Origin of the sequence: Hufsiella ginkgonis (assembly GCF_009834915.1) — a bacterium.
GTDB lineage: Bacteria > Bacteroidota > Bacteroidia > Sphingobacteriales > Sphingobacteriaceae > Hufsiella > Hufsiella ginkgonis.
Window position 1 is genome coordinate 391,386 of record NZ_WVHS01000001.1, and the last position, 25,599, is coordinate 416,984.

The window sequence follows — 25,599 nt, forward strand, 5'->3', positions numbered from 1 at the left end:
GTTCTCTTTTTTAATCAGTTATTTATTCGTTCCTCAGGGTATTTACGGGATTTGCCAGCGCCGCCTTCACAGACTGGTAACTGATGGTAAGTATGGCGATAACGATGGCGATCAGACCCGAAGACAAAAGCGTAACAAAGCCAGGCTTAATTTTATAGGCAAAATCCTGCAGCCAACTGTTCATCACGTACCAGGAGACCGGCGCGGCGATGATAAATGCAATAAACACCAGCTTCACGAAATCTTTTGCCAGCAGCGTCACGATCCCGGACACGCTGGCACCGATAACTTTGCGGATCCCAATTTCGCGGATGCGCAGCTGTGCGGTAAATGCGGCCAGGCCAAACAGGCCGAGGCAGGAGATCAGGATGGCGATACCGGCGAAAATATTAAAAAGGGTGCCGGTGCGCTGTTCTGACCGGTAAAGTGCATCGAAAGTTTCGTCGAGAAAAGCGTAGTTAAATTCGTAACCGTCGTTATAGGTTTTCCATATCCGCGCTGCGGCAGCGATCACCGCAGGGGCATGATCGCCCGTGGTTTTGACATACAACTGACCGGGATCCCTATCTGTGTACGACAGCACTAAGGGCTCGATCTTATTTTTCATGGAAGCAAAATGAAAATCTTTTACTATGCCAATAATCGTCCCTTCTATTCCGCGAAGGGTAAACCGCTTTCCTATGGGATCCTTAATTTGCGCGTCCCTGGCAGCCGTCTCGTTAAGGATGAAGTGTGCGGTGTCTGCCACAGCGCCGGTAAAGCCGCGTCCCTGTACAAGCGTCATCTTAAAGAAAGAGATAAAGTCTTTGTCGATGTCCATAGGCCGCACCATCATGGTTTGCCCGGGCTGCTTTCCGTCCCACGAGTTATTGCCCGTTTGCCCCTCGAGCCTGACGATATTGCCACTGGCCCGGGTTACAGCGGTTACTCCCGGGACGCTGAGGAGCTCGTTCTTTACGGCGTCGTAATGCGGACCTATCTGCCGCATCCGGAACGACAGCACATGGTCCTTATCATATCCAAGCGCTTTTGAGCGGATAAAATCCATCTGCTTACTGATAATGAACGTGCCCGATATCAGCACGATGGAGAACGAGAACTGCACCACCACCAGTATTTTTCTGAACGATGTATCGCCCATATTGGCCGATATCTTTCCTTTTAACGCGTTAATAGGTTCGAACGCTGACAGCAAAATCGCCGGGTAAATACTGGAGGCGATCAGCGTGCCTGCAATGGTACCCAGTATGACCAGCCAGATGTGGTAGTTCGCAAGGTCGATGTGCAGGTTCTTGCCCGAAAGCGCATTAAATGCCGGCATTAGCACATACATCAAGGCCAGGGCGAGTGCAGCCGCTACCATGAACAGCATTGCCGTTTCAATGATAAACTGCAGGAACAGGTGGATACGGGCGGCACCGGCAATCTTGCGGAGGCTTACTTCTTTTGACCGGAGCATGGCCCTGGCGGTAGACAGGTTCACATAGTTGATACAACCGATCACCAGCACCAGCAGGGCGATGATGCCAAACATCCGCACGGTCTCTATGCCGCTGTTGGTCCCGTCAGACCGGTAAAGGTGCATAGCCGAAACCGGCTGAAGCAGGTACAGGATATCGGTGTCGTCCGCTTTATGGCGCAGGTGGATATCGCGCAGCCGGGTAGCCAGCCGATCGGTTGCAGTGGCCGGCTGCAGCAGCAGGAACGTAAGGTAACTGAATTGGTTAAAATCGTTCATCATCGACTTCCCGGGCGAACTGCCTGCATAGATATTTTTCCCGAGCAGCGTCATCGGCATAAAAATATCGGCGCGGATACTCGAGTTATCGGGAAAATCGGCGATCACTCCGGTTACCGTATAATTAACGCTGTCGCTTACGATCACTTTGCCAATGGGCTGCTCCCCGCCGAAATAACGATTTGCGGTGGTTTTGGTAAGCACCAGGGAATGATCATCAGCAAACGGTTTCGCCATATTGCCCTTAATAAGTTTAAAATCGAACACCGAAAACAGCGAGGGATCGGTAAAAGTTACCTTCGTTTCGTTAAACTGTTTTTCTTTGTAGCGGGTCAGCATGGTCATTCCGCCGGGGGCGAGACGTACCACGTCCTTTACTTCCGGCAGTTCTTTCTTTGCCAGCACGCCGATAGGCGCCACGGTATTTTGCCAGATCTGGATGCTGGCGCCGGTGCCTACCCTGTTCTCCAGCTTGTAAATGTCCGATGCCTGGCGGTGAAAACCGTCAAAGCTCAATTCATCCTGTACCCACAATAGGATCAGCATGCCCACCGCGAGCCCGACAGAAAGGCCCGCGAGATTGATCCCCGCATAAAATTTGCTTTTAAGCAGCGACCTGACGGCTGTTTTCAGATAATTTCGAATCATAATGAATTATTAATTACGGTACTATTCATTCCTGAGCGACTCAACCGGTTTTACCATTCCCGCTTTTAAAGCCTGGAAGCTTACGGTACCAAAGGCGATGACCAGCGAGACCGACCCGGCGAGGCCGAACATCCACCAGCTTACGGCGATGCGGTAGGCGAAGTCCTGCAACCACGCATCCATGATCCACCACGCCACCGGAAACGCGATAAACATGGCGATAATGACCAGTTTCAAGAAATCCCTGGACAACAACGCCACGATGGCCGAAACTGAGGCACCGAATACCTTGCGTATCCCGATCTCTTTTTTGCGCTGTTCGGCGGTAAAAGCGGTAAGCGCGAATATGCCCATCATGGCGATAAGCAGCGACACCATAGTAAATGCCATGGAGAGCTTACCGAGTTTCTCATGTTTTTGCATAAGCTTGCGGAAACTTTCGTCTACCCAGTCGTACCGGAGCGGGAATGCGGGCTCTACCGTTTGCCAGAACCTGGTTATGGCACCTATTGAAGCGGCCGCCTTCCGGCCGTTCACTTTTACCAGGATGCGGTCATAGCCAAGCATCCCTTTTTCTGCACCGATGGCATAAATATTCGGCTTTATTTTAACCTGGTAACCATCGTTCAGGTTATCTTTCAGTATCCCGATAATGCGGTAATCCCTGGCGAGTATGCGCACCACCTTACCGACCGGGTGCCTGAGCTTCATTTTGGAAACGGCCGATTCATTGAGTACGGCAGCATTGATAGAGTCTGACGCTAACTGCGGGTTAAAATCGCGACCTTCCACCAGCTTCATATTAAACATCTTAAAGTAATTGAAGTCGATGGCGTTAAAACTGAGGTGGGTGGTATCACCTTCAAAACCGGCTTCCTGGAAATTAAATGTTTCTTCACCCGGGTAAACATCGGCGATAGCCACTTGCTGTACGCCGGGGATATTGAGCAAGCTGGTTTTGAGGTATTGGATCCGCTCGCCGGGCCGGCCGCTGGTAACAAGATTGCTGTTCCTTACTTTTAACGACACAACCTGCGCGGCATCGAAGCCCGGATCGCTATTTTTCATATAACTCACCTGCCGGTAGATAATGATCATGCCCGAGATGAAAGCGATGGAAATTACGAACTGGGCGACGATAAGCCCGTTCCGCAGCGGCCTGCCTTTTACGCCTTTAAGGGTATCTCCCCTGAGCACTGTCACCGGGCGGTAACGGGAAAGAAAAAGAGCCGGGTAGGTGCCTGATAATAACGTGGTAATGACGATAATAGCCGCCAGCTGCGCCACCATCATCCAGTTCTGCGCCGCATTAACCGGGTTCCATATCACCAGGTGCAGGTTAAACGACCGGTTGAAAAACACCAATGCGATCCGCGCGAAAAAAACGGCGATCACCAGCGCAACTAAACATTGCATGAACGCCTCCGCCAGGAACTGCCAGACGAGGTGGAACCGGCCTGATCCCAGCACTTTGCGTACGCCCGTTTCCTTTCCGCGTTTTCCTGCCTGCGCAATGGCCAGGTTGGTGTAATTGATACATGCCAGGATAAGAATCAGTATACCTGCCACCGAAAAGATCATCACCGGCAGGTGATTTCCCATGGCATAATCATTTACCGGTGTGGGAGAAAACGCGCCGCGCCAGTTAACCGCCTGCGGCTTGATATGGATCTGGCTCACCGGTTCAAAAAACAGGTGTGCAGAGGAAACTTTCTCTTCCTTCATCCACCGGGCCAGCTCCTTTGCCGACGGAATGGCAACCGGCTTGCCGCCGGCGCTCATAGACTCCCACCTTAAATAATAAGCCAGGGCGTATTGACGATCGGCTTTTTGCGAGAATTGTGCCGGCGAGGCGTGTTCATTGAGCAGGAAGTAAGTGGTAAAAATGGTCCGCGCCCAGTTTCCGGGATCCTTGTTAAAATAGGATACGCAAAAGTCGAAATCGATATGCGAGGGGCCTTTACGTTCGAACACGCCGCTGACGGTATACGCGAGGGCGGTATCGGCGTAAACGAAATCGAGGGTTTTGCCTACCGGGTCGCTGTCGCCGAAAAGCTTCCTGCTGGCTTCGGTGCTCAGCACAATGGAACGGGGCTGCTTTAATGCCGTGGCCGCGCTCCCATATACGAAGGAATAAGGGAATACATCAAAGAACGTGCTATCGGCCGAGATGATCTTTTTTTCGTAAAAGCGGTTGCTTTTAACGCCAATGATCTGCTCCGGCATGGTGGTGATCCGGGTCACCCTGGCTACTTCCGGGCAGGTGGCTGCCAGCTGGGTACCAAGCGGGTACGGCGACCATCCGCCGAATTTCTCACGTTCGCCGTTGCGTACCTCTTCGGCGCCCATGCGGTACACGCGATCCAGCTGTGCATCCCATTGGTCATACCCCGTTTCATGGTTCACATATAACAGGATCACCACGAGGGCCATCAGGCCCACTGCCAAACCGGAGATGTTGATAAAGGCGTACCCTTTGTTGCGAACGAGGTTCCGCCAGGCGAGTACCAGATAAGTTCTTATCATTATTCGGTGCGTAGAGATTTTACAGGATTAGCTACCGCCGCCCTCACCGTCTCGATGCCCGATACGATCAGCGCGATACACAGCATGCCGCCGCTTGCGGCGAAGAAGATCCACCAGTTTACAGAAGTCCTTTCGGTAAAATCCTGCAGCCAGCGGTTCATTGCATACCACGCCACGGGCGTAACCAGCACCGATGCAAGTATCACCAGCAGTGTGAGCTCTTTGGAAAGCAGGGCCACGATCTGGCGGACAGACGCGCCAAGTACTTTCCGCACGCCGATCTCTTTGGCACGCAGGCTGGTGGTATATACGGCCAGTCCGAGCAATCCCATACAGCTGATAAAGATAGAAAGGCCGGTGGCCCATTTCAGCAAGGTGGAGGTATCCTGTTCGCTTTTGTAAAATTTGGCGATACTGTCGTCCACGAAGTTATACTCGAAATCGGCTTCGGGATAGAGGGTTTTAAATGTTTTTTCCGTTTCGGAGATAACGCGTTTCCAGTTATCGCTGCCGGCTGTTTCTGGCTTGAGCGCCAGGTGAAACGTGCCTGCATATTGTTTATCGTATAAAATAACCAGGGGCTTGATCTCAGTGTGGAGAGATTTCTGGTGAAAATCGGCAAATACGCCCACCACCAGGTTCTGCCTGTCATTATACTTTAAAGATTTCCCTACGGCTTTGGTCACATCGCGGAAGCCGAGCACGTGCGCATAAGTGGCGTTAATGAGCACTTTATCGGTTGAATCTGCAGCGCCGAGGAACTTGCCCGCAAGCAGCCTGACCTGGTAGATCTTTGTGTAGTTCTCGTCGCCTTTCTTTATCTGCACATCGGTGCTTACTTCTTTTTTGCCGTCCAAATACACAAACTGGCTCGAGCTTTGCCCTACGGATGACGGCGGCGCACCACCCATGCTTACGCGTTCTATCAGCGGGTTGTTTCTCAGTGTATTAAGCAGCACCTGTTTTTTATCAGGCTTGTTCCACTCTTTCCAGGGCGTATCAAAATACACGATGGCATCCTTTTTAAAACCGAGGTCCTTGTGCAATATGTAATAAATCTGTTTACTCACCAGCAGCGTGAGCATGATAAAGAACTGCGCGATCACGAACTGGGTGACTGTGAGCGATTTGCGCAACCACGACTTACGCGAATTGCCCGATACGCCCACATTATTTTTCAATACGCTGATCGGCTTAAAGCCGGATAATACCAATCCCGGGTAAAAACCCGACAGCATGCTTACCAGCAGGGTGAGCCCTGCCAGGAACAGGAGGACAGCCGGCTGCGCGACCAGCCCGGCAGTTATACCATTCGGGATAAAATCTTTAAACAACCTGATCACCAGCGGGGTAATGGCAATGGCAAGCAGCGTAGCCATGAGGGTTAACAGCAAGGTTTCGCTCAGGAACTGTGCCATGAGCTGTATGCGCCTGCTGCCCATCGTTTTACGGATACCGATCTCTTTGGCCCGTTGCCCGGCCTGGGCCGTGGTAAGGTTAATAAAATTGATACAGCCAAGTACCAGTAAAAATGCGGCGATGCCCAATAAACCGTACAGGGTACTTTTGTTGGCCGTACGTTCCTCGAACGACGCGTACCGGCTGTTAAAATGAATATCGGCAAGCGGCTGCAGCATAAAAGCCTGGGTAACCGACTTATCGTGGTCGCTCTTCGGCTTGTTTTTTTGAAGGAGCGCATTAAGCTGCCTGGTAACCGCGGCCGGACTGGTACCCGGTTTTAGCCGCACAAACAATTGCGACGAACTATTGGTGTTAGTCCAGGCACCGAGGCCCAGGCTTCCCTTAATCCCGCTATGCGCATCGATGGTAGGATACGAAATAAAGTCGTGCATCTGGAAGTCGGAGCTCTTTACGGGGGTCGCCACCACTCCCGCAACCGTTAAACGCAGCGTATCTTCGTAGGTCACCTCGCGGCCTATCGCCCGGGCAGGCGTAAGATGCGGAAAGTATAGCTGAACCCGCTCGGCGGTGAGCACCACCTGGTCGGGTTTATCCAGCGCAGCGGGCGATCCTGCCAGCCACTCATATTTCAGCAGGTTAAAATAGTCCTTCCCGGCGATCACAAAATTATCCTGTTTTTTAAACACGACCGGTTTTTTGTTTTCGCCGATAACCGAGATCTTGGATTCGTACCCGTATAAATGGAACGGGACCACCAACTCAAGGCCGGTGACTTCTTTTTTTGCCGCATCCGCCAATGCGGCCGTTACGCCGCCGTTATAGCTTGGTTCGCCCGAAAAAACATAATTCGATACTACACGGTATACCCGTTCCCTCCCGGGATGATAGTCATCAAACGAAAAATCGAAGTGCACGATCAGGTAGATCACCAGCGCCGCGCTCATCCCGATGGCCAGTCCTACCATGTTGATAAACGTAAAGAGCTTGTGATTCAGGAAATTACGATAGGCGAGCTTTAGGTTGGTACTTATCATGTGTTGCTGATTATTCGTTTCTTAAAGAATTTACCGGGTTTCCCCGGGCGGCTTTTACTGATTGAAAACTGACGGTAAGCACGGCAATGGTCAAAGCGGCGACGCCGGCAAGCGCAAACATCCACCAGCTGACAGGCACGCGGTAGGCAAAATCCTGCAGCCACTTGTTCATGATCCACCAGGCCACCGGCGAGGCGATAACGATCGCGACAACCACCAGCTTTACAAAATCTTTGGTGAGCAGCGCAGTTATACCCGTTACCGAAGCGCCCAACACCTTACGGATGCCAATTTCGCGCGTACGCAGCTCGGCGGTATGTGCCGAAAGCCCGAATATGCCCAGGCAGGAGATGAACAGGATAAGACCGGTGAAGACATTCAGCAGCACCCACGTTTTTTGCTCGGCGCGATACATGGCATCGAACGATTCATCGAGAAACTCGTACTCGAACGGCTTGGCGGGAACCGCCTGCTTAAACACCTTTTCGGCAGCTGCCAATGCTGCGCGCGTATTGCCGGCACGTGTTTTTACATAAGCGATCCCATACCAGTTTGGATTGTACGCCATTAGCAGCGGCTTGATCTCCTGGTGAAAATCGGTATAGTGGAAATCCTTTACGACACCCACGACGGTCCCTGCGATATTATTGATCGAGATCTTTTTCCCGATCACGGGGCCATAAAGTGCAAGCCGCCGATGCCCGGTTTCGTTTATAAGAAAAGAGTTTTCATCCGATGGTTCATCGCGCAGCCAGCGCCCGGATACCAGCGTCATATTAAAGAACGCACCATAATCAGGCTGGATATGCTGCAGCGTAACGGGAATTTCCGTGTCTTCGGGTTTGTTCTGCCATTGGAGCCCCTCGTCGAACACCGCCTCGTTGTTAAGTACCGGCGACTGGGTAAACGTTACCGCCCCGATCCCCGGCTGCGCTGCCAACTCCTGTTTAAATGTTCTAAACCATAACCTGCGCTGGCTGCTCTCGAAAGAGCCCGGATCGCGTTTCATCTTTACCAGCAAACCGGTAGGAAGCTTTATCGAAAACACCTGCGAACGGTTATAGCTTGCATCGGTTTCGCGGATAAACTGCTGCTGCCGGTACATGATAACGATGCCCGCGATAAGTACCACCGACACGGTAAACTGCACCACCACCAGGCCTTTGCGCAACCCTGCATCGCGGATAGAAAATATGGAATGCCCGCGAAATACATCGACAGGCCTGAAAGAAGACAAGAGCAGGGCCGGGTAAATGCTCGCAAGGATAACGATCACCAGCCAGGTACCGCCCAAAATAAGCCAGGTAGTTAGCGAGGTGACGGAGAACTCCAATTCCCTTGCAGTAAAGTTATTAAAGAATGGCAGGCAGGCGTTTACAAGCAGTACGGTTACCAACATGGAAATAAGGCTCAGTGCCCCTGTTTCGATCACAAACTGCCCGAAGATCTGGGTCCTTCCGGCGCCTGAGATCTTCTTTATGCTCACCTCTTTTATGCGGAGACTTGCTTTGGCGGTAACAAGGTTCACATAATTAATGCAGGCGATGATCACCAGCAGAACGGCAAAAACCGTAAAGAGCGTTACCCGTTTTTCGTCGCCGCGCTCTACCATATCGCTGGAAACGTCGGTTTCAAAATGCATCGCCCGAAGGGGCAACAAGGTATATTCAGGTACGTACTTAGATTTCCACTGCTTATCCTTTTCTATTTTTACGATGGCCGAGATCTTCCGCTCCAGCGCATGAACAGATGCGTCTTTGCGAAGCTTTACGAAAGTAAGACAACTATGGTTACCCCATGCCCGCATATCGTCAGCCGCCGCCGGCGTAAGCGCGGCAAACGGGATAAGCACCTGGAACCGGAAGCTTGAGTTTGGCGGATTATCAGCCACGATGGCCCGCACCTGGTACTCCACGCTATCGATGTTGAGCGACTTGCCTAAAGCTCCCCCTTTGCCAAAATATTTTTCTGCCGCAGTACGGGTAAGTACCAGGCTTTGCGGGTGCGCGAAAAAGGAAGCGGCACTTCCCTCCAGGAATTGATAGCGGAACACTTTCAGCCAGTCCTGGTTCACAAAAGCCACACCCTTGCCGTTAAAGATCTCGCCGTTCACTTTAAAAACCGGCGGATTGTAGTCGTTGGAATACGCGGTGGCCGCCTGTTCGATCTCTGGCAGCTGTCGTTTTACGGTTTCACCCAGGGGGAAAGGCGTCCGTTCCCAGGTAGTGTTGCCGCTTCCCGATTCGGCCAGGTACGAAACGCGGTACAGCTGGTCGCTGTTGCTATGAAAAGTGTCGTAACTCCGTTCATTATGCACCCACAACAGGATCATTACCGCAGCAGCCATCCCGATAGACAACCGGTGATGTTGATAAAGCTTTGAGACCTGTTTCGCAGCAGGTTACGAAGGGTGAGCCTGAGGTTGTTCGCTAACATAACGCGGACGGGAGATCATATCCAGCGCCACTTTTGCATTTAACTGTAAAACAGGAACTTAACCCGATCTCATTTAGGCTTGCCTGTTCATTTTCGAACAGTTTTTGTTCACAGGTGAACACCGGCCAAAGCTTATTAAAACCGATTGTTAATTCCTGCACAAATACCTGTTAACTTTTTTATGTAACAAAAATATAGCGTTTTTTAAAAAAAAAACCCATATTTCCCTAAACTTTAAAAAACTAGCGTATGAGAAGAAAACTATTAGCAATGGTGCTATGGATGTGTGCAACCTGCGCACAATTAATGGCGCAAAGCCAGACCGTGACCGGGACTGTCACTGACAAGGCGGACGGTTCGACCCTGCCGGGCGTAAGTGTCCTGGTAAAAGGGTCGAAAACAGGTACGCAAACAGGCGTCAACGGCCAGTTTGCCATCCAGGTACCGGCCGGGGCCCAATTCCTGGTGTTCTCTTACATTGGGTATACTGCGCAAACCGTCCGGGTAAGCGGCAATACCTTAAACGTATCCCTGGAAGTAGACGCCAAGCAGCTAAGCGAGGTGGTAGTAACAGGTTTTGGTACACAGCGCGACCGTAAAACATTAGGCTACAGCGCTACTTCCATTTCCGCGGAAGATCTTACACAGGCGAAGGTTACCAATGTGAGTAACGCATTGGCCGCTAAGATACCGGGAGCCCGTGTGGCAGGATCAGGCGGCGCCTTTACAGGGTCGAGCGTGATCATCAGGGGTTTTACTACGTTCACCGGCTCTAACCAGCCGCTGTATGTAGTAGACGGAATCCCGGTAGACAACAGCGGCGGCGGTGCATCGCTGCAATCGGGCGCTTCGGTTTCTAACAGGATCGTAGACGTAAACCCTGAAGACATCGAAAACCTCACCGTGTTGAAAGGTGCCGCTGCAACCGCGCTTTACGGTTCGCGGGGCGCTTCGGGGGTGATCCTGATCACCACCAAAAAAGCGAAGGCCGGCCAAAAGAGCAAGATCGAGTTCTCTACCAGCTATAACGCGATCGATATCAATAAGCTTCCCGACTACCAGAACACTTACGGACAGGGTGTGGCAGGCGCTTATTCTGCTACCGTAAATACTTCATGGGGCCCGGAGATGAAAGGACAGACCGTTAACAACTACCTCGGTCAGCCGGTCACTTACCAGGCGTACCCCGACAACGTAAAGGACCTTTTTAAAACCGGGTATAACCTGCAGAACAACCTGAGCTTTTCCGGGGCCAGCGATAAATCGACCTATCGCGTAGCTTATGGTAACGGTACAGAAACTTACGTGATAGACGGCAACAAATTGAAAAGGAACAACCTCACGGTAAATGCCTCTACACAGTTAAACAGTAAACTGAAAGTAGGAACCGCATTTACGTATACTAATAATACTTCTATCAGGACACAGCAGGGCAACCAGCTGGCTAACCCGGTATTCAGGGCGTTCTTTACACCAAGAAGCTTCGACCTGATGGGCACCCCGTTTGAAGACGCAGCAGGTGTACAAACCTATTTTGGCGCTGAAGATAACCCGCTCTGGTCTATCAAACACATTAAATATAATGATGAGATCAACCGTGTTTTCGGCAACGTTAACCTGCGATACGATTTCAACAACTGGCTAAACGCCGAATTCAAGATCGGGACCGATTACTATAATACCAAAGTGAAAGGATTCGACGAATTGGGTAACCGCGGCGGCGGGAACGCAGGATCGGCCTCGGTAGGTATCGGCGGCGTGGTTGAACGCAATTCGAACCTGAAGAACGTAAACAGCACCTTCACTGTAACCGGCAACAAACGTTACGGGGATTTCGGTGTTACCGCTACCCTGGGCAACGAAGTTTATGACAACTACAGCACTAACGCTAACGTAACCGGTCTGGGCCTCGTGGTAAGAGGCTTTGACAATATCAAGAACACCTTAACTTACAATCCCGGTTTCGGCTCGAGCAGGGTAAGGCTGGTCGGCTTCTTCGCCGACGTAGCAGCAGATTATAAGAACTTTATCACCCTGAACGTAAAAGCCAGGAACGATTACTCCTCTACCTTAACCAAAGAAAACCGTTCTATTTTCTACCCGGCCTTTGCCACCAGCTTTATTTTAACAGAAGCTTTCCCGGAAATTAAAGAAAGCGGCAAGATCAACCTCGTTAAATTGAAAGCGAACTGGGGCGAAGTAGGCAAAGGAGCTCCCGCCTATTCTACAGACTCCTATTATATCACTGCAAGCGCCGGCGACGGTTTTACTACCGGTATCACTTTTCCGTTTAACGGGCTCGCAGGCTACACGCTTTCCAACACAGCGGGAAACAATGCCATCACCCCTGAATTTACACGGGAATGGGAAGTTGGTACCGAATTGGGCTTCTTTAATAACCGCATCACCGCGGATATGGCGCTTTACCGCAGGAAAACCCGCTCGGTTATCCTGAACGTACCCCTGGCTGCCAGCTCCGGCGTGGGCAGCGTAACCAAAAATGCCGGCAGCCTTTCTACCAAAGGTTTCGAAGCTTCGCTCGGAATTACGCCCGTTAAGGTAAAGGACTTCCTGTGGAACGCAGTAGGCAACTTCACCAAGTTCAAGTCTATCGTACAAGAACTTGCGCCGGGTGTTCCGGTGATCACCCTCGGCGGATTCACTACACCAAACGTGCGCTTGGTGGCCGGCCAGGAATACAACCAGATCTATGGCTCTAAAATGCAACGCGACGCAAACGGCAAGTTATTGCTCACCGCGGCTGGTTTGCCGTTAGCGACTTCGGGCGTAGAAATTCTTGGAAACGCTAACCCGGACTGGACCATGGGGATCACTAACACCTTTACTTATAAGTCGCTTTCATTAGACGTACTGCTGGACATACGCAAAGGCGGCGACATGTACTCGAGGAACATTGCCGACGTGATCAGGAACGGCGCTGCAAAAGAAACCGCCGAAGTGGCCAGGTTTAACGCCGACGGTACAGTAGCCAAGCCTTATATGTTCGAAGGCGTATATGCCCCGGGCACGCCCAACGCCGGCCAGCCAAATACCACCATGATCACGTCAGAGCAATACTGGGGTAACTCCGGTAAATTCGTGGCGGCCGAAGGCTATATGTATGATACCTCCTGGTTCCGCGTGCGCGAGGCGAATATCTCTTACAGGGTACCCGTGAGCCTCGCTTCCAAAACGCCGTTCGGGAGCATCGACGTTGGCCTGTTCGGAAGAAACCTCTTTATGCACGCCCCTAACTTCCCGCATTTTGATCCTGAACAAAACGTATTGGGGATCTCCAATGCACAAGGCCTCGAGTTTAACGCGCAGCCAAGCACACGCACCATTGGATTTAACGTAAGATTGACCCTCTAATTTGAACACGATGAAACGAATAACCTATAAAATAACCACCCTTCTTTTTGCATGTATCATGCTGCTTAGCACGTCGTGCGATAAATACCTGGATATTAACAAAGATCCTGACAACATTCTCGACGGGCCGCTGCCGCAGCTGCTCTCATCGGTAACCGTAAACATCGGGTATTTCGCCGGTAGCGACATGCAGCGCTGGAGCGCGCTGATCATGCAGCAATATTCCGGTCAGAGCACCGGGTCAGAGAACCAGACCCAGGTATTCGATCGTTACCAGATCCAGGGCAATGACGCGAACAACGTGTTTTCGACCATTTACGCCACCATCCTGAACGACATCGACAACATCATTGCGAAATCCGGGACCGCCAGCCCGCACTATTCAGGCGTAGCCAAAATATTAAAGGCCTATGTGATGCAGATAGCGGTCGACAACTTCGGCGACCTGCCCTTCAGCGAAGCGGGAAAACTGCTGGTAAATCCCACCCCGAAATATGACGACGATAAAGTGATCTACACCGAGCTCGTTAAATTACTCGACCAGGGAATTACCGAGGTGAACGCCGCTACTTCGGTATTGTCGCCCACCACCAACTCCACCATTTACCCGAATGCAAGCTTCGCTACTTCGAAAGTAAACTGGGTGAAGTTTGCCAATACCCTTAAGCTGCGCATCTACCTGCACTACAGCCAGTCTGACAATGCGTTCTACAAAGCGCAAACCACCGCACTGATCAACTCCGGCGCCACTTTCCTCGCTTCCAATGCCGACAATTTCCAGATGGCGTTCCTTAACGAGGCTAACCGCCGTAACCCGATCGACCAGATGGAGGTAAGCCGCGCCAATTACCTGGTTGCCGGCGCCAAGCTGGTGGATATGATGAATACCCGCCTCGACCCCCGGAGAGCAACCTATTTTACCCAGGTGGGTGGTGCTTATAAAGGTGCGGTTACCGGTGCACCGGCCGCAGCGGCAACGTATTCAAAGATCGGTCTTTACCTGCGCGGCGGTAGCGGCACCACTTATACCGGTGCGGCCCCTATCCGGATGCTAACTTTTGCCGAGTACAATTTTATCCGTGCCGAAGCGGCCCTGGATGGTGCAGGCGCAGGTGTCGCCCAAACGTTCTTCCAGGCGGGCATCACCGCGTCGATGACGGATGCAGGTGTGGCAGCCGCCGATATTACTACTTACCTGGCCGCAAACGGCTTACTGGCAGGCACTACTGAGGCGATGCGCCAGCGCATCATCGAAGAAAAGTACGTGGCAAGCTACGGCGTGATCACCGAACCTTGGACCGATTGGAGAAGAACCGGCTATCCCGCACTTACCATCCCGGCAAATGCCGTGTTAACCGCAGTGCCTCGGTCCTTGTTCTACCCGCAATCTGAGATCGACTTTAACGGCGCCAATGTAACCCAGAAAGCCAACATGCTTGTACGGGTATTTTGGGATACGCGCCCGTAGGACCAGGAGAAACTACCAATATTAAGTACCTTTTTAATAAAAATGGCGCTTTGTTTTTAAACGAAGCGCCATTTTTATATAAAATTCAATATATTTTCACTATTTATTCAAATAAACCCATAAAATGCCCGATAAATAATATACATCCTATCATAATATTAATTTTTCAATTCACAAACGCCATTTAAACAGATAATTTTTATTATAATAGAAATTATAGGAATAATAATTAGCAATGTCTTATCTTTTTATTGCCAATTAATTGCAATTGATAAAAAAAAGGCGCATATTTCGCTAAATCTTTAAAAATTAGCGTATGAGAAGACAATTACTAGCAATCATGCTATTGGTATGTGCTATTGGCACCCAATTGTATGCCCAGGCTCAGACAGTAACGGGGGTTGTTACTGACAAGGCAGACGGATCACCGTTGCCCGGAGTAAGCGTGATGGTTCCCGGGTCGAAAACGGGAACCCAAACCGGGCCAACCGGCAGGTATTCCATAGTGATCCCGGCTGGGGGGCCGAAAACATTGAAGTTCACGTACATCGGCTACATCACTCAAACAGTTGCGGTAACACGTGCCACGCTGGATGTCACCCTGGAGAACGATGCAAAAACACTTTCGGAAGTAGTGGTAACCGGCTACGGTACCCAGCGTAAGAAAGACATGGTAGGATCGGTAGCTACGGTTACCGCCGAAGACCTGGTAAACAAACCGGTACAAAGCTTTGACCAGGCGCTGGGCGGTAAAGCTGCCGGCGTGCAGATCACCATCCCGAACGGGGTGCTCAACAACCCGCCCGTTATCCGTGTACGTGGTATCAACTCTATCTCGCTAAGCTCTTACCCGCTGATCGTGGTAGACGGAATCGCCACATATACTGGCGACGTGAGCGGCTCGAGCGCAGCCGGTAACGCTTTGGCGAGCATCAACCCTAACGACATCGAAAGCGTCGATATCCTTAAAGATGCCGCTGCCGCCGCTATCTACGGCAGTCGTGCAGCTAACGGGGTTTTGATTATCACCACCAAAAAAGGGAAAAAAGGAAAACCGGTAGTTTCGTATGACGCATGGGTCGGCCAGACCAAGATCATGAACATGCCGGAACTGCTCGACGCATTCCAGTACACGGAACTTAAAAACACCGCATTAAAGAACGCAGGCACTTATAACGCCGCTACCATGTCGTTCAACCTGGTTAACGATGCCAACGGAAACCCGATCAATACCAACTGGTATGACGTAGTTTACCGGAAAGGTACCGCACACAGCAACAGCGTGAGTCTTGCCGGCGGATCAGAAACCACCAACTACTATTTCTCAGGCGGGTATACCGGTCAAAAAGGGATCATCCGGAAGAACGATTACAACAGGGCCAACGCGCTATTGAAAATCGATCACAAAGAAGGAAATATCTTCAATATGGGTGGCAAAATCCAGTTTTCGAACGAGCAGAACCTGGCAGCCACTTCTTCGGGCTCATTGAGCGGTGAAGCTTTCGGTACCGGCGGCCTGGGTCGTCTGGCCATCGTAACCGCGCCAAACGTAGCCGTGAGAAATAACGATGGCACCTATAACGTTCAAACTGCCAGCACTATTGGCCGCATGGGCAACAAGGGCTCGGATGTTGGATTCTACAATCCCGGAACGGTACTTGACCTGGACCGCTCTAATAACGAGCTGAACCACCTTCAATCGAATGTATACCTCCAGGCCAACATCCTTCCGTGGCTTAATGCAAAAACCACTTACGGGGTAGATTACCTGCTTTCAGACAATGATTCATTCAACAACCCGATCAACGGCGGCTCGGCTGCTTCCCTCGGTTCTGCAAGCGAAAGCTATACCAAAAACAAAAGATGGGTTTGGACCAATACCATCCAGGCTGATCGCACCTTCATGGCCAAACACAGCGTTTCTTTACTGCTTGGTAACGAGCAACAACGTTCCGTAGGCCGCGGCTTCGGCGCTGGTCGTACCACCTTGTCCGACCTTGCCTTTAACGATTTTACTGCCGGTTACACTGCGGCGCCAAGCAACTCTGCTTCCTTTGGCGAAAATTACCTGGTGTCGTTCTTCAGCCGCTTGTCTTATGACTTCGATAAAAAATACTTTGTTACCGGTAACATCAGGCAGGATGAGTATTCCGCTTTCGGTGCAGGCAACAAAAAAGGCATCTTTTATGGTGTGGGTCTGGGATGGGAAGTTGCTAAAGAAGCCTTCTGGGAAAAAGCAGGGCTCGACAAAGTATTCAGCAGCTTTAAATTCCGCGGAAGCTACGGTACCGTAGGTAACATCAATGGTCTCGGTAACCTGGCCTCCTACTCCTTTTACTCAACAGGTTTATATGCCGGCGCTTCCACCCTGGTTCCGAGCCAGACAGGTAACGACCAGATCGCATGGGAAGAAAGCAGGAAATTCGACGCAGGTTTCAACTTAGGCATCATGAACGATAAGTTCACTGCCGAGTTCGCTTACTATAAGAACGACCTTAAGGGGCTGATCTACAACGTGCCGCAGATCCCCTCGGTTGGTCTGCCCAGCACGCCGCAGGCAAACATCGCTTCTATGTACAATAAAGGCGTTGAGCTAACCCTGAATGCACAGGCTGTAGCCACTAAAAACTTCTCCTGGACGCCGTCCTTTAACATCTCTTACAACAAAAACGTGGTCACCGCTTTATCAGAAGGTCTTACGCAATTCATTACCACGACTTCCTCGCTCGAATCCGCCAGCATCTCCCGCGTAGGCGGACCGCTGGGTATGATCTACGTGGTTAAAACAGAAGGCGTTGACCCTGCAACCGGCAGAAGGATCTTTATAAAATCAGACGGACGTAAAGTAATGTACCAGCACGTCGTTCCGGCCGGGCAGTTCCGCTGGTCGTACGAAAACGGTACCGATGCAACCGGCATCAGCCTTGCGGCGGATGGGTCGGCTTACAAAAATACCCAGCCTAAGTTCTATGGCGGTTTCGATAACAGCTTCCGTTACAAGAAATTTGACCTGAACGCTACCATCACTTACCAGCTCGGCTTCTATATTTACTACGGTACTTATGCAGGTTTAAGAGATCAGCGTTTCTGGAACAACTCCACCGATATGCTTCAGGCATGGACTGCGCCTAACCAGGTTACCAACATTCCTAAAGTATATTTCGGCGACAACGTTTCCAACGGCTCTTCCTTCCCCATCAGCGACAACGTATTTAAAGGCGATTTCGTTAAACTGAGAAGCATCGACTTCGGTTACTCACTGCCAGGCAGCTTCCTTACAAAACTGAAAATGGCCAGCGCAAGGGTATACGTAAGCGGTAACAACCTGTTATTTGTAACCAAATATCCTGGTTCAGATCCTGAAGTTTCCTCCAACGGTAACAGCACCTCGTCTTCGGGCGTCGATCGTAACTCGGTGGGTAACGGCCGTACATTCACCGCAGGCATTTCTGCTAAATTCTAATCTCTCAAGGAAATCGAACACATGAAAAAGAAATTTATATATACCATACTCATGGCAGCCGGCTTGGTAGCAGGATGCCAGAAGGACCTGCTTACCCCGGAGTCGAAAAACGCCGTTTCTACACTTGATCTTGCCCAGTTTTCTACTACCGCACGTATCGACGGACAGGTACTCGGCTTATACGCAGGTTTACGGTCGGGTGACTTTTACGGCGGCCGCTACCTGATCTATAACGAGCTTAGAGCCGATAACTTCCTGGCACAAAGCTCCAACTCCGTAACAGCCTACCAGACTTACAACTATACCGTGGGAAATGGCGCGCAGGAAGTTACCGACTTTTGGTCGTCTGCTTACAACACCATTAACCGTTGCAACTTGTTTATCGAAGGCATGGCCGCAAAAGGCACCTCGGTAATCGGCGATGCCATCTCCAAAAACTATGTGGGTGAAGCAAAATTCATCCGCGCGGTTTGTTACTACAGCTTGCTCCAGTTATACGCCCGTCCGTATTACGATGGTAACGGCGCTAAACCGGGCTTACCTTTAAGGTTAACCGGGAACTCTGTAGCGGGAAATTATGACCTTGCCCGGAGTACCGTAGCGCAGGTATATACACAGGTGCTTAAAGACCTCGACGAGGCAGAAACAGGCGTGCCGCTAACTTATGCCACCGCACTGGCGTCGACCACCAGGGCACACCGCAACTCGGTTATCGCTTTCAAAACGAGGGTATACCTTACCATGCAAAGATGGACCGACGTGGTAACCGAAGCGAATAAGATCGTTTCTACCGCTGCGCCGTTCACTGCCACCACTGGCGTCGCCAACGCGTTACAAGCCGATTATACGAAAGTATTCGCCAGCCCTTATACTACTACAGAGTCCATCTTTTCGATGCCTTTTGTTGCGGGCACCGAGCAGGGCGGCGGCCAGAGCGCATTAAGCTCTTATTACTATGGCGTTAAATTATACTCGTTAAACCCGACTGGTATCATTGGCGACGCCGGCTGGAAAGCTACTGATAAAAGGAGGACGTATATCACTTATACAGGCGCTATCCCATACCTGTCAAAATTCCCTACCGGATCGCCAACCTACGCAGATTATGTTCCCGTGATCAGGTACGCTGAAGTATTGTTAAACCTGGCCGAAGCGCTTGCCCGGAGCACCACGTCGGTAAACACCCGCGCACTGGCTTTATTAAACGCCGTAAGAGGTCGTTCTGACGCAAGCACGGTATTTACCGCTGCTGACTTTGCGACACCGGGGGATTTTTACAACGCCATCCTGAAGGAGAAAAATATCGAATTCCTTGGAGAAGGTCTGAGAAGCCCCGAGCTGCTTCGTCTTGGACTTACCATCCCGGGAAAAGGTACGGTTTCTGCTGTTCCATCTACGTCTATCCAGTACATATTCCCTATTTCGGCCACGGAGCTGATCTACAACAAGCTGATGACAGACAACTTATAAAACCTAACGCTAGTTTGGTTTTGCGGGCCGGGGGAAGAAATTCTCCCGGCCTTTTATTTCTTATCGATGCTGTATTTGCCGGGCCCGATGAACAGGAAGCCAAGGAACACGATACCATCTTCTATGGCATGCGATGCGCCGCTGATACCCTGCCCCTGGCTGAGATGATTTAATACCGCCACCAGCATGGTAAATGCCAGCAGGATACACACCGGCCTGAATACCAGCCCCAACAGGAACAACACACCCCCAAAGGTTTCTGTCGCCGCCGCCAGGAAACCCCATACGACCGGGAAGAATGTGATGTGCAGGTTTTTCATAGACAGGCCGATCTTCGCCCACATTTCCGGTCCGCCCTGTAGCTTAGGCAATCCATGAATGATGAACATGATGCCAAGTCCGACACGTATCAGCAGGATGCCCGTGTTCCTGTATTTGCCAAGTTGATCGAAAAGAGCCATAATCTTTATAATTACCAGGTTTGTAGTCGGACGTTTGAAGTTGCAGGCAGGATGCTTAGCTACACCTGAATGGACAGGTATGTTACCAACCTCCAACTTACCGCTAACCGCCTTGAGTCACTCAAACAACAGGCTAATCGAGAATAAGTTTAACTTCCTGTCCCGTTACGGTAAGGTGTGCCGTTTTGCCGAGAACGAGTGCGCGGTTATCATCGATGTGCCCTGCGGGGAAATTGAAACACACCGGGTAATCATATTTCTCAACTATTGCGGCGATGATCTCTTCCGCCGTCTGGCCGAACGGAACGTTGACATCGTCTTTAAGGGAAGTAAAACCACCGACGATAAGGCCCGCCAGCCCGGATAGCTTACCCGCGCGGTCGAGGTGGTACAGCATGCGGTCGACGGAGTACAACTGTTCGCCAACATCCTCGAGAAAAAGGATCTTTCCGGTGAAATCCACCTCAGAAACAGAACCGTTCAACACCATCAGCAGCGTAAGGTTACCGCCGGTCAGCTCCGCCGATGCGCTGCCGCCGCGATTGGGATGGCTGCTGGTATACTCGTAGCCTACGTTTTCGCCGAACAGGGCTTTCCGGAGACTTTCCAGCGAAGGTTTGGTACTATCCGGAACGGTAAGCGGCATCTGGCCGTGAACGGAGGCAATCCCGAAACGCGCCTGCAGGTGGCTGTGCAACACGGTAATATCGCTAAAGCCGACGATCCATTTAGGACGCCGTACAAACTTTATAAAATCCAGGTGGTCAACGATCCGGATGGTGCCGTAACCTCCGCGGGCCGCGATGATGGCGCTTACGGAAGCGTCGTCCATAAAGCGCTGCAGGTCTGCCCTACGTTGCTCATCGGTGCCTGCAAACTGGTGCCAGGATGCAGTGACGGTTTCGCCAAGTACCACTTCTAATCCCCAGGACTCCAGTAGCTGTACCGCGTCCTTAATATCGCCGGGGAGCTTTTTTGCGGGACAAGTGATGGCTACTTTATCGCCGGGTTTGAGGTAGGGAGGAAGGATCATACAACGCAAAGATAAGAATGGCAGATAGAAACAGGTCCTCCCGCTCCTATTTCCTGCTCCCTATTCTCTATTTTCCCCTATCTTTGTTACCTCTAACACATTTCCTTTGGCACCAGAAAACTTCAAACGCTATACCGTAACTTCCGCTCTTCCCTACGCGAACGGGCCTTTACATATCGGTCACCTGGCCGGGGCTTACCTTCCTGCCGATATTTATGTACGTCACCTGCGCTTGCTGCGCAAAGAAGTGGTATATATCTGCGGATCAGATGAGCATGGGGCCGCCATTACCATTAAGGCAAAAAAGGAAGGCACTACGCCGCAGCAGATCATCGACCGGTACCATACCCAGATTAAAGAAAGCTTTGAAGAATTCGGTATCAGTTTCGATATCTATCACCGTACATCCGCAAAAATCCACCACGAGCTGTCGCAGGAATTTTTCACCAACCTGTACAACAAGGGTGAATTCATCGAAAAATATTCAGAACAATACTACGATGCGGATTACGACCAATTTTTAGCCGACCGGTACATCATCGGCACCTGCCCCAATTGCGGCAATACCAATGCCTATGGCGACCAGTGCGAGAAATGCGGCACTTCCCTGAGCCCGACAGACCTGATTGATCCGAAATCTACCCTCAGCGGGAAGGCGCCCGAGCTGCGTCCGACCAAACACTGGTACCTCCCCCTCGACAAATACCAGCCCTGGCTGGAACGCTGGCTGCTGGAAGGCAAAAAAAACACCTGGAAAACCAACGTATACGGGCAGTGCAGCTCCTGGCTGAAACAGGGGCTGCAGCCGCGCTCCATGACCCGCGATCTCGACTGGGGCGTAGATGTTCCCCTCGAAGAAGCCAAAGGCAAGAAATTATATGTATGGCTGGATGCCCCGATCGGGTATATATCCGCAACAAAACAATGGGCTATTGACAATGGAAAAGATTGGGAGAAATACTGGAAAATACAGGAAAACGACGACGATAATGCCTGCCTGATCCATTTTATCGGCAAAGACAACATCGTTTTCCACTGCATCACTTTCCCTTCCATCTTACATGCGCATGGCGGATACGTTCTCCCGGAAAACGTGCCCGCCAACGAGTTCCTGAACCTGGAAGGCGATAAGCTCTCTACTTCACGGAACCACGCCGTGTGGCTGCACGAGTACCTGCAGGAGTTTCCCGGGAAACAGGACGAGCTCCGGTATGTGCTTACTTCTATCCTGCCGGAAACGTCAGACAGCGAGTTCACCTGGAAAGATTACCAGGCGCGCGTAAATAACGAACTGGTGGCCATTCTCGGTAATTTTGTAAACAGGGTGATGATCCTCATGCATAAGTACTTCGAAGGAAAAGTGAGCGGACCGCATCCGGAGATCACCGACGAGACGCTTAATGACGGCATCGGCAAGGGATATGACGAGCTCGGCGCGTCTATCGAAAGCTTCAAATTCCGCCAGGCATTAAACGCCGTAATGGATGTGGCACGCCTCGGCAATAAATACCTTACCGGGAAAGAGCCGTGGAAACTGATTAAAACAGACGCGGAGCAAACGCGCGAGATTCTGCAGAACTGCCTGCATATTATCGCACATCTTGGCACGCTGGCGCAGCCATTGCTGCCGTCGACTTCCAAAAAGATCTTTGGCATGCTCAACCTCGGCGGCGGGATGCATTACGATCAGCCGGTGGCGTTTAGCAACGGGCACCAGCTGAACGCAGCAGCCCTCCTGTTCGAAAAAGTAGAAGACGAGGTGATTGCCAGGCAGCTTGAAAAGCTGAGACAACCGGCTTCAGCCGTCGGCGACGGGTCGCCGGCAGGCGGGGAAGAGACGCCGGCAGCTATTCAGCCTGTTTCTCCTGCCAAACCGGATGTGAATTATGACCAGTTCGCCACCATGGATATCCGCATAGGTACCATACTCGAGGCGGAAAAAGTAACGAAGACAAAGAAACTGCTTAAGCTAAAGATCGATACCGGCATCGACCAGCGCACCGTGGTTTCTGGCATCGCCGAACATTTTGAACCGGAAAGTATCATCGGGAAGCAGGTTTCGGTCCTCGTAAACCTGGAACCGCGCGAGATCAAGGGCATCGTTTCACAAGGAATGATCCTGATGGCCGAAGACGCCGACGGAAAATTAAGCTTCGTTGCACCCGCGGCTCCTGTAACCAACGGGAGTACCGTGCGTTAGGAAGGCTGCTGATTCCTGTTGAGGTAATAATCGATCTTGCCATACAGTTCATCGGGATTGAACGGTTTGCTCACGAAATCGTCCATTCCCGCCTGGAACACCCGTTCGTTCATTGAGCTTACCGCCGAAGCAGTGAGCGCGATAATGGGCAGTTGCTTATAATAATCTCCCGGCAGGCTCCTGATGCGGCGCGTGGCTTCATAACCATCCATTTCGGGCATCTGGATATCCATAAGGATCAGTGAATATTTTTGCCCGGATGCCATCTCCAACGCAATTTTCCCGTTGGCCGCAACATCGAAGTCCAGGTCCCACCGTTTCATAAACTGCTTTACCAGGATCACGTTCACCGGGTTATCCTCGGCAATAAGGATCCGGTTCCCTTTCAGGCTGCCGCCGTTGCTGTTTGAACTGTCGCCAGGCTTGCGCCGGAAGATACCCGTGGCCTTCGCCAGGTGCAATTCGAAGGAGAACGACGAGCCTGCTCCGGGTGCACTTACCAGCCTGATCTCGCTTCCCATCAGTTCGAGCAGCCGCTTGGTAATGGATAGGCCCAGGCCCGTTCCACCGTACTTGCGGGTAGTTTCCGTACTCGCCTGCGAAAATATCTCGAAAATATATTGGTGTTTTTCGGCGGGTATCCCGATCCCCGTATCTACCACTTCGATCTTAAGGTCAACAGAGTCACTACCCTGCTTCAGCGCCCGGATGATCAGGGAGACCTTTCCCTGCGACGTGAATTTGATGGCATTATTTACCAGGTTGGTTACCACCTGGCCGATCCGCACCGGGTCGCCCTTCACATAATCCGGGATATTTTGTGCGATGTTGATCTCCAGGAACAGCCCCTTCTCAAGCGCCTGTTGTTTTTGCGAAGCGTGGATATTCAGCAGGAGGCTCTTGATATTGAACTCCACTTCCTCGAAGATGATCTTCCCGGCTTCGATCTTGTTCAGATCCAGGATATCGTTAATCAGCACCATCAGGTTTTCGCCGGAGAACTTGAGGATGTTGAGATACTCCTGCTGATCGGCCCGCGGGTCTTGCAGCAGCAGGTTGGTGAAGCCGATCACCGCGTTCATCGGTGTGCGGATCTCGTGGCTCATCACAGATAGGAACTTTGACTTAGCCAGGGTAGCTTGTTCTGCCTGGTCGCGCGCGGCGATCAACATCTCGTTAAATTCCTTCTTTTCGGTAATGATCTCCGTAAAAACGATAAGACCGCCTACGGTGCCGTCGGTTTCGTACCAGGGGCGCATTTCCCATTGTATCCATTCCTGCTTTCCGCTCATGCGGGTAAAACTGTCTTCATCCTGCCGGACTACTTCGCCCTGCAGGCATCGCTTATTCGCCTCTTTCCAGTGCGCCGGCGACTGCGGGAACATCTCGTAATGATTTCTCCCGATCAGGTCGGCATTCTCCTGGCCATACGTTTTACGCCATACATCGCTTAACGCCACATAATTCATGTGCTTATCCATAATGGCGATGGCCGCCGGAGCGTACTTAATAAAGGCATTCAGCTGTGCGGTCGTTGTTTCGAGGCGCTCCTGGTTCCTCTTTTGCACGGTAATATCCTGGAAAACCCCATATAAACGCGTACAGATACCGTTTTCAAATACGGGATTGCCGATGGTACGGGTCCAGATCTCGTTCCCTTTGGCGGTAATTACACGAAGCTCGAGATCGTAAGGAATGCCATGCCGGACGGCATTTTTAAAGGCCGCGAGTAATTGTTCCCTATCTTCCCCGGCTTTAAAAAAGGCAGAAGAGCTGCCGCGTTCAGGTTTAAATGTCCAGGGAACCTCAAATATATTTTTCGTCCCTTCAGACCAGGAGACCTCTCCGCTGATCACGTCGATCTCCCAGCCACCCACCAATGCAGCCTGGCTGGTTTTATTCAACAGGTCGGATACTTTGATCAGTTCGCGGCGCTCCAATTTCTGGGTAGTGATATTGGTAAACGTGCCCGATACTTTTAACGCATTTCCCTGCGCGTCCCATTCCGTTACTTTCCCGATCACCAGCGCATACATTACCTGGCCATGCTGGTAAAATAACCTTACCTCGCAGGCAAAGGGCACCATGCCCCTGCTCTCTACATGCTGCACAAAGCGGTGCGCGATGCGTTCCCAATCGCCGGGGAAGATCAATCGCTTCCAGCTTTCGAGCGTGTCGGGAAAATCCGCCGGCTGATAACCGAGACCCGATTTTAGCAGGGGAATGCATAGTTCGCCTTCGCCGGAAAGGTCCCAGTCCCAGTAACCTACCGCGTATTCATTGTCCATGAAGGGCTCACCCATGTTTAAGCAGGTATAAAGAAGATAG

The 25,599-nt window shown here is 51.3% G+C and carries 12 protein-coding genes; 5 read left to right on the forward strand and 7 right to left on the reverse strand.

Annotated features, from left to right (window positions below; translation table 11 throughout):
• Positions 1 to 22 precede the first annotated feature (22 nt).
• Genes GS398_RS01610 through GS398_RS01625 form a run of 4 tightly spaced genes read right to left on the reverse strand, consistent with a single transcriptional unit; the run spans position 23 to position 9,715 of the window.
• Complete coding sequence (locus GS398_RS01610) at positions 23 to 2,386, reverse strand: ABC transporter permease (protein ID WP_160904995.1); 2,364 nt, start codon at positions 2,384 to 2,386, stop codon at positions 23 to 25.
• Positions 2,387 to 2,407: 21 nt separating this feature from the next.
• Positions 2,408 to 4,912, reverse strand: a complete 2,505-nt coding sequence (locus tag GS398_RS01615) for an ABC transporter permease (protein WP_160904996.1) — start codon at positions 4,910 to 4,912, stop codon at positions 2,408 to 2,410.
• The gene (locus tag GS398_RS01620) at positions 4,912 to 7,368 is read right to left on the reverse strand and encodes an ABC transporter permease (protein WP_160904997.1); all 2,457 of its coding nucleotides are present in this window, start codon (positions 7,366 to 7,368) and stop codon (positions 4,912 to 4,914) included. Before GS398_RS01620 ends, GS398_RS01615 begins: the two co-directional genes overlap by 1 nt.
• Positions 7,369 to 7,378: 10 nt before the next feature.
• Positions 7,379 to 9,715, reverse strand: a complete 2,337-nt coding sequence (locus tag GS398_RS01625) for an ABC transporter permease (RefSeq protein ID WP_160904998.1) — start codon at positions 9,713 to 9,715, stop codon at positions 7,379 to 7,381.
• Between the two features lie 338 nt (positions 9,716 to 10,053).
• Here GS398_RS01625 and GS398_RS01630 point away from each other — a divergent pair, with 338 nt between their 5' ends.
• The 4 genes from GS398_RS01630 to GS398_RS01645 all read left to right on the forward strand — a co-directional run bounded on the left by GS398_RS01630 (position 10,054) and on the right by GS398_RS01645 (position 19,577).
• Positions 10,054 to 13,176, forward strand: a complete 3,123-nt coding sequence (locus GS398_RS01630) for a SusC/RagA family TonB-linked outer membrane protein (RefSeq protein WP_160904999.1) — start codon at positions 10,054 to 10,056, stop codon at positions 13,174 to 13,176.
• 10 nt (positions 13,177 to 13,186) lie between these two features.
• Positions 13,187 to 14,644: a SusD/RagB family nutrient-binding outer membrane lipoprotein gene (locus GS398_RS01635; RefSeq protein ID WP_160905000.1), complete on the forward strand. Its 1,458-nt coding sequence runs from the start codon at positions 13,187 to 13,189 to the stop codon at positions 14,642 to 14,644.
• Between the two features lie 316 nt (positions 14,645 to 14,960).
• Positions 14,961 to 18,107, forward strand: a complete 3,147-nt coding sequence (locus GS398_RS01640) for a SusC/RagA family TonB-linked outer membrane protein (protein WP_160905001.1) — start codon at positions 14,961 to 14,963, stop codon at positions 18,105 to 18,107.
• 21 nt (positions 18,108 to 18,128) lie between these two features.
• A complete protein-coding gene (locus GS398_RS01645) occupies positions 18,129 to 19,577 on the forward strand; it encodes a RagB/SusD family nutrient uptake outer membrane protein (protein WP_160905002.1) in 1,449 nt (482 codons plus the stop codon).
• Positions 19,578 to 19,630: 53 nt separating this feature from the next.
• On the opposite strand, the gene GS398_RS01650 is transcribed toward GS398_RS01645, so the two are convergent.
• The gene (locus GS398_RS01650) at positions 19,631 to 20,038 is read right to left on the reverse strand and encodes a DoxX family protein (protein WP_160905003.1); all 408 of its coding nucleotides are present in this window, start codon (positions 20,036 to 20,038) and stop codon (positions 19,631 to 19,633) included.
• Between the two features lie 133 nt (positions 20,039 to 20,171).
• Complete coding sequence (locus tag GS398_RS01655; RefSeq protein ID WP_160905004.1) at positions 20,172 to 21,071, reverse strand: S66 peptidase family protein; 900 nt, start codon at positions 21,069 to 21,071, stop codon at positions 20,172 to 20,174.
• A 106-nt stretch (positions 21,072 to 21,177) separates the two neighbouring features.
• Here GS398_RS01655 and metG point away from each other — a divergent pair, with 106 nt between their 5' ends.
• Positions 21,178 to 23,271 (forward strand): methionine--tRNA ligase, encoded by a 2,094-nt coding sequence (metG, locus tag GS398_RS01660; RefSeq protein ID WP_160905005.1) that lies wholly within the window; start codon positions 21,178 to 21,180, stop codon positions 23,269 to 23,271.
• Here the strand turns inward: metG and GS398_RS01665 are convergent.
• A complete protein-coding gene (locus GS398_RS01665; protein ID WP_160905006.1) occupies positions 23,268 to 25,574 on the reverse strand; it encodes an ATP-binding protein in 2,307 nt (768 codons plus the stop codon). The two genes, metG and GS398_RS01665, sit on opposite strands and share 4 nt — an antisense overlap.
• Between the last annotated feature and the right edge of the window lie 25 nt (positions 25,575 to 25,599).

Excerpts from the sequence above, each read along its gene's own strand:
- GS398_RS01610 (WP_160904995.1), bottom strand. The coding sequence starts at position 2,386 with ATGATTCGAAATTATCTGAAAACAGCCGTCAGGTCGCTGCTTAAAAGC.
- GS398_RS01615 (WP_160904996.1), bottom strand. The coding sequence starts at position 4,912 with ATGATAAGAACTTATCTGGTACTCGCCTGGCGGAACCTCGTTCGCAAC.
- GS398_RS01620 (WP_160904997.1), bottom strand. The coding sequence starts at position 7,368 with ATGATAAGTACCAACCTAAAGCTCGCCTATCGTAATTTCCTGAATCAC.
- GS398_RS01625 (WP_160904998.1), bottom strand. The coding sequence starts at position 9,715 with ATGGCTGCTGCGGTAATGATCCTGTTGTGGGTGCATAATGAACGGAGT.
- GS398_RS01630 (WP_160904999.1), top strand. The coding sequence starts at position 10,054 with ATGAGAAGAAAACTATTAGCAATGGTGCTATGGATGTGTGCAACCTGC.
- GS398_RS01635 (WP_160905000.1), top strand. The coding sequence starts at position 13,187 with ATGAAACGAATAACCTATAAAATAACCACCCTTCTTTTTGCATGTATC.
- GS398_RS01640 (WP_160905001.1), top strand. The coding sequence starts at position 14,961 with ATGAGAAGACAATTACTAGCAATCATGCTATTGGTATGTGCTATTGGC.
- GS398_RS01645 (WP_160905002.1), top strand. The coding sequence starts at position 18,129 with ATGAAAAAGAAATTTATATATACCATACTCATGGCAGCCGGCTTGGTA.
- GS398_RS01650 (WP_160905003.1), bottom strand. The coding sequence starts at position 20,038 with ATGGCTCTTTTCGATCAACTTGGCAAATACAGGAACACGGGCATCCTG.
- GS398_RS01655 (WP_160905004.1), bottom strand. The coding sequence starts at position 21,071 with ATGATCCTTCCTCCCTACCTCAAACCCGGCGATAAAGTAGCCATCACT.
- GS398_RS01665 (WP_160905006.1), bottom strand. The coding sequence starts at position 25,574 with ATGGGTGAGCCCTTCATGGACAATGAATACGCGGTAGGTTACTGGGAC.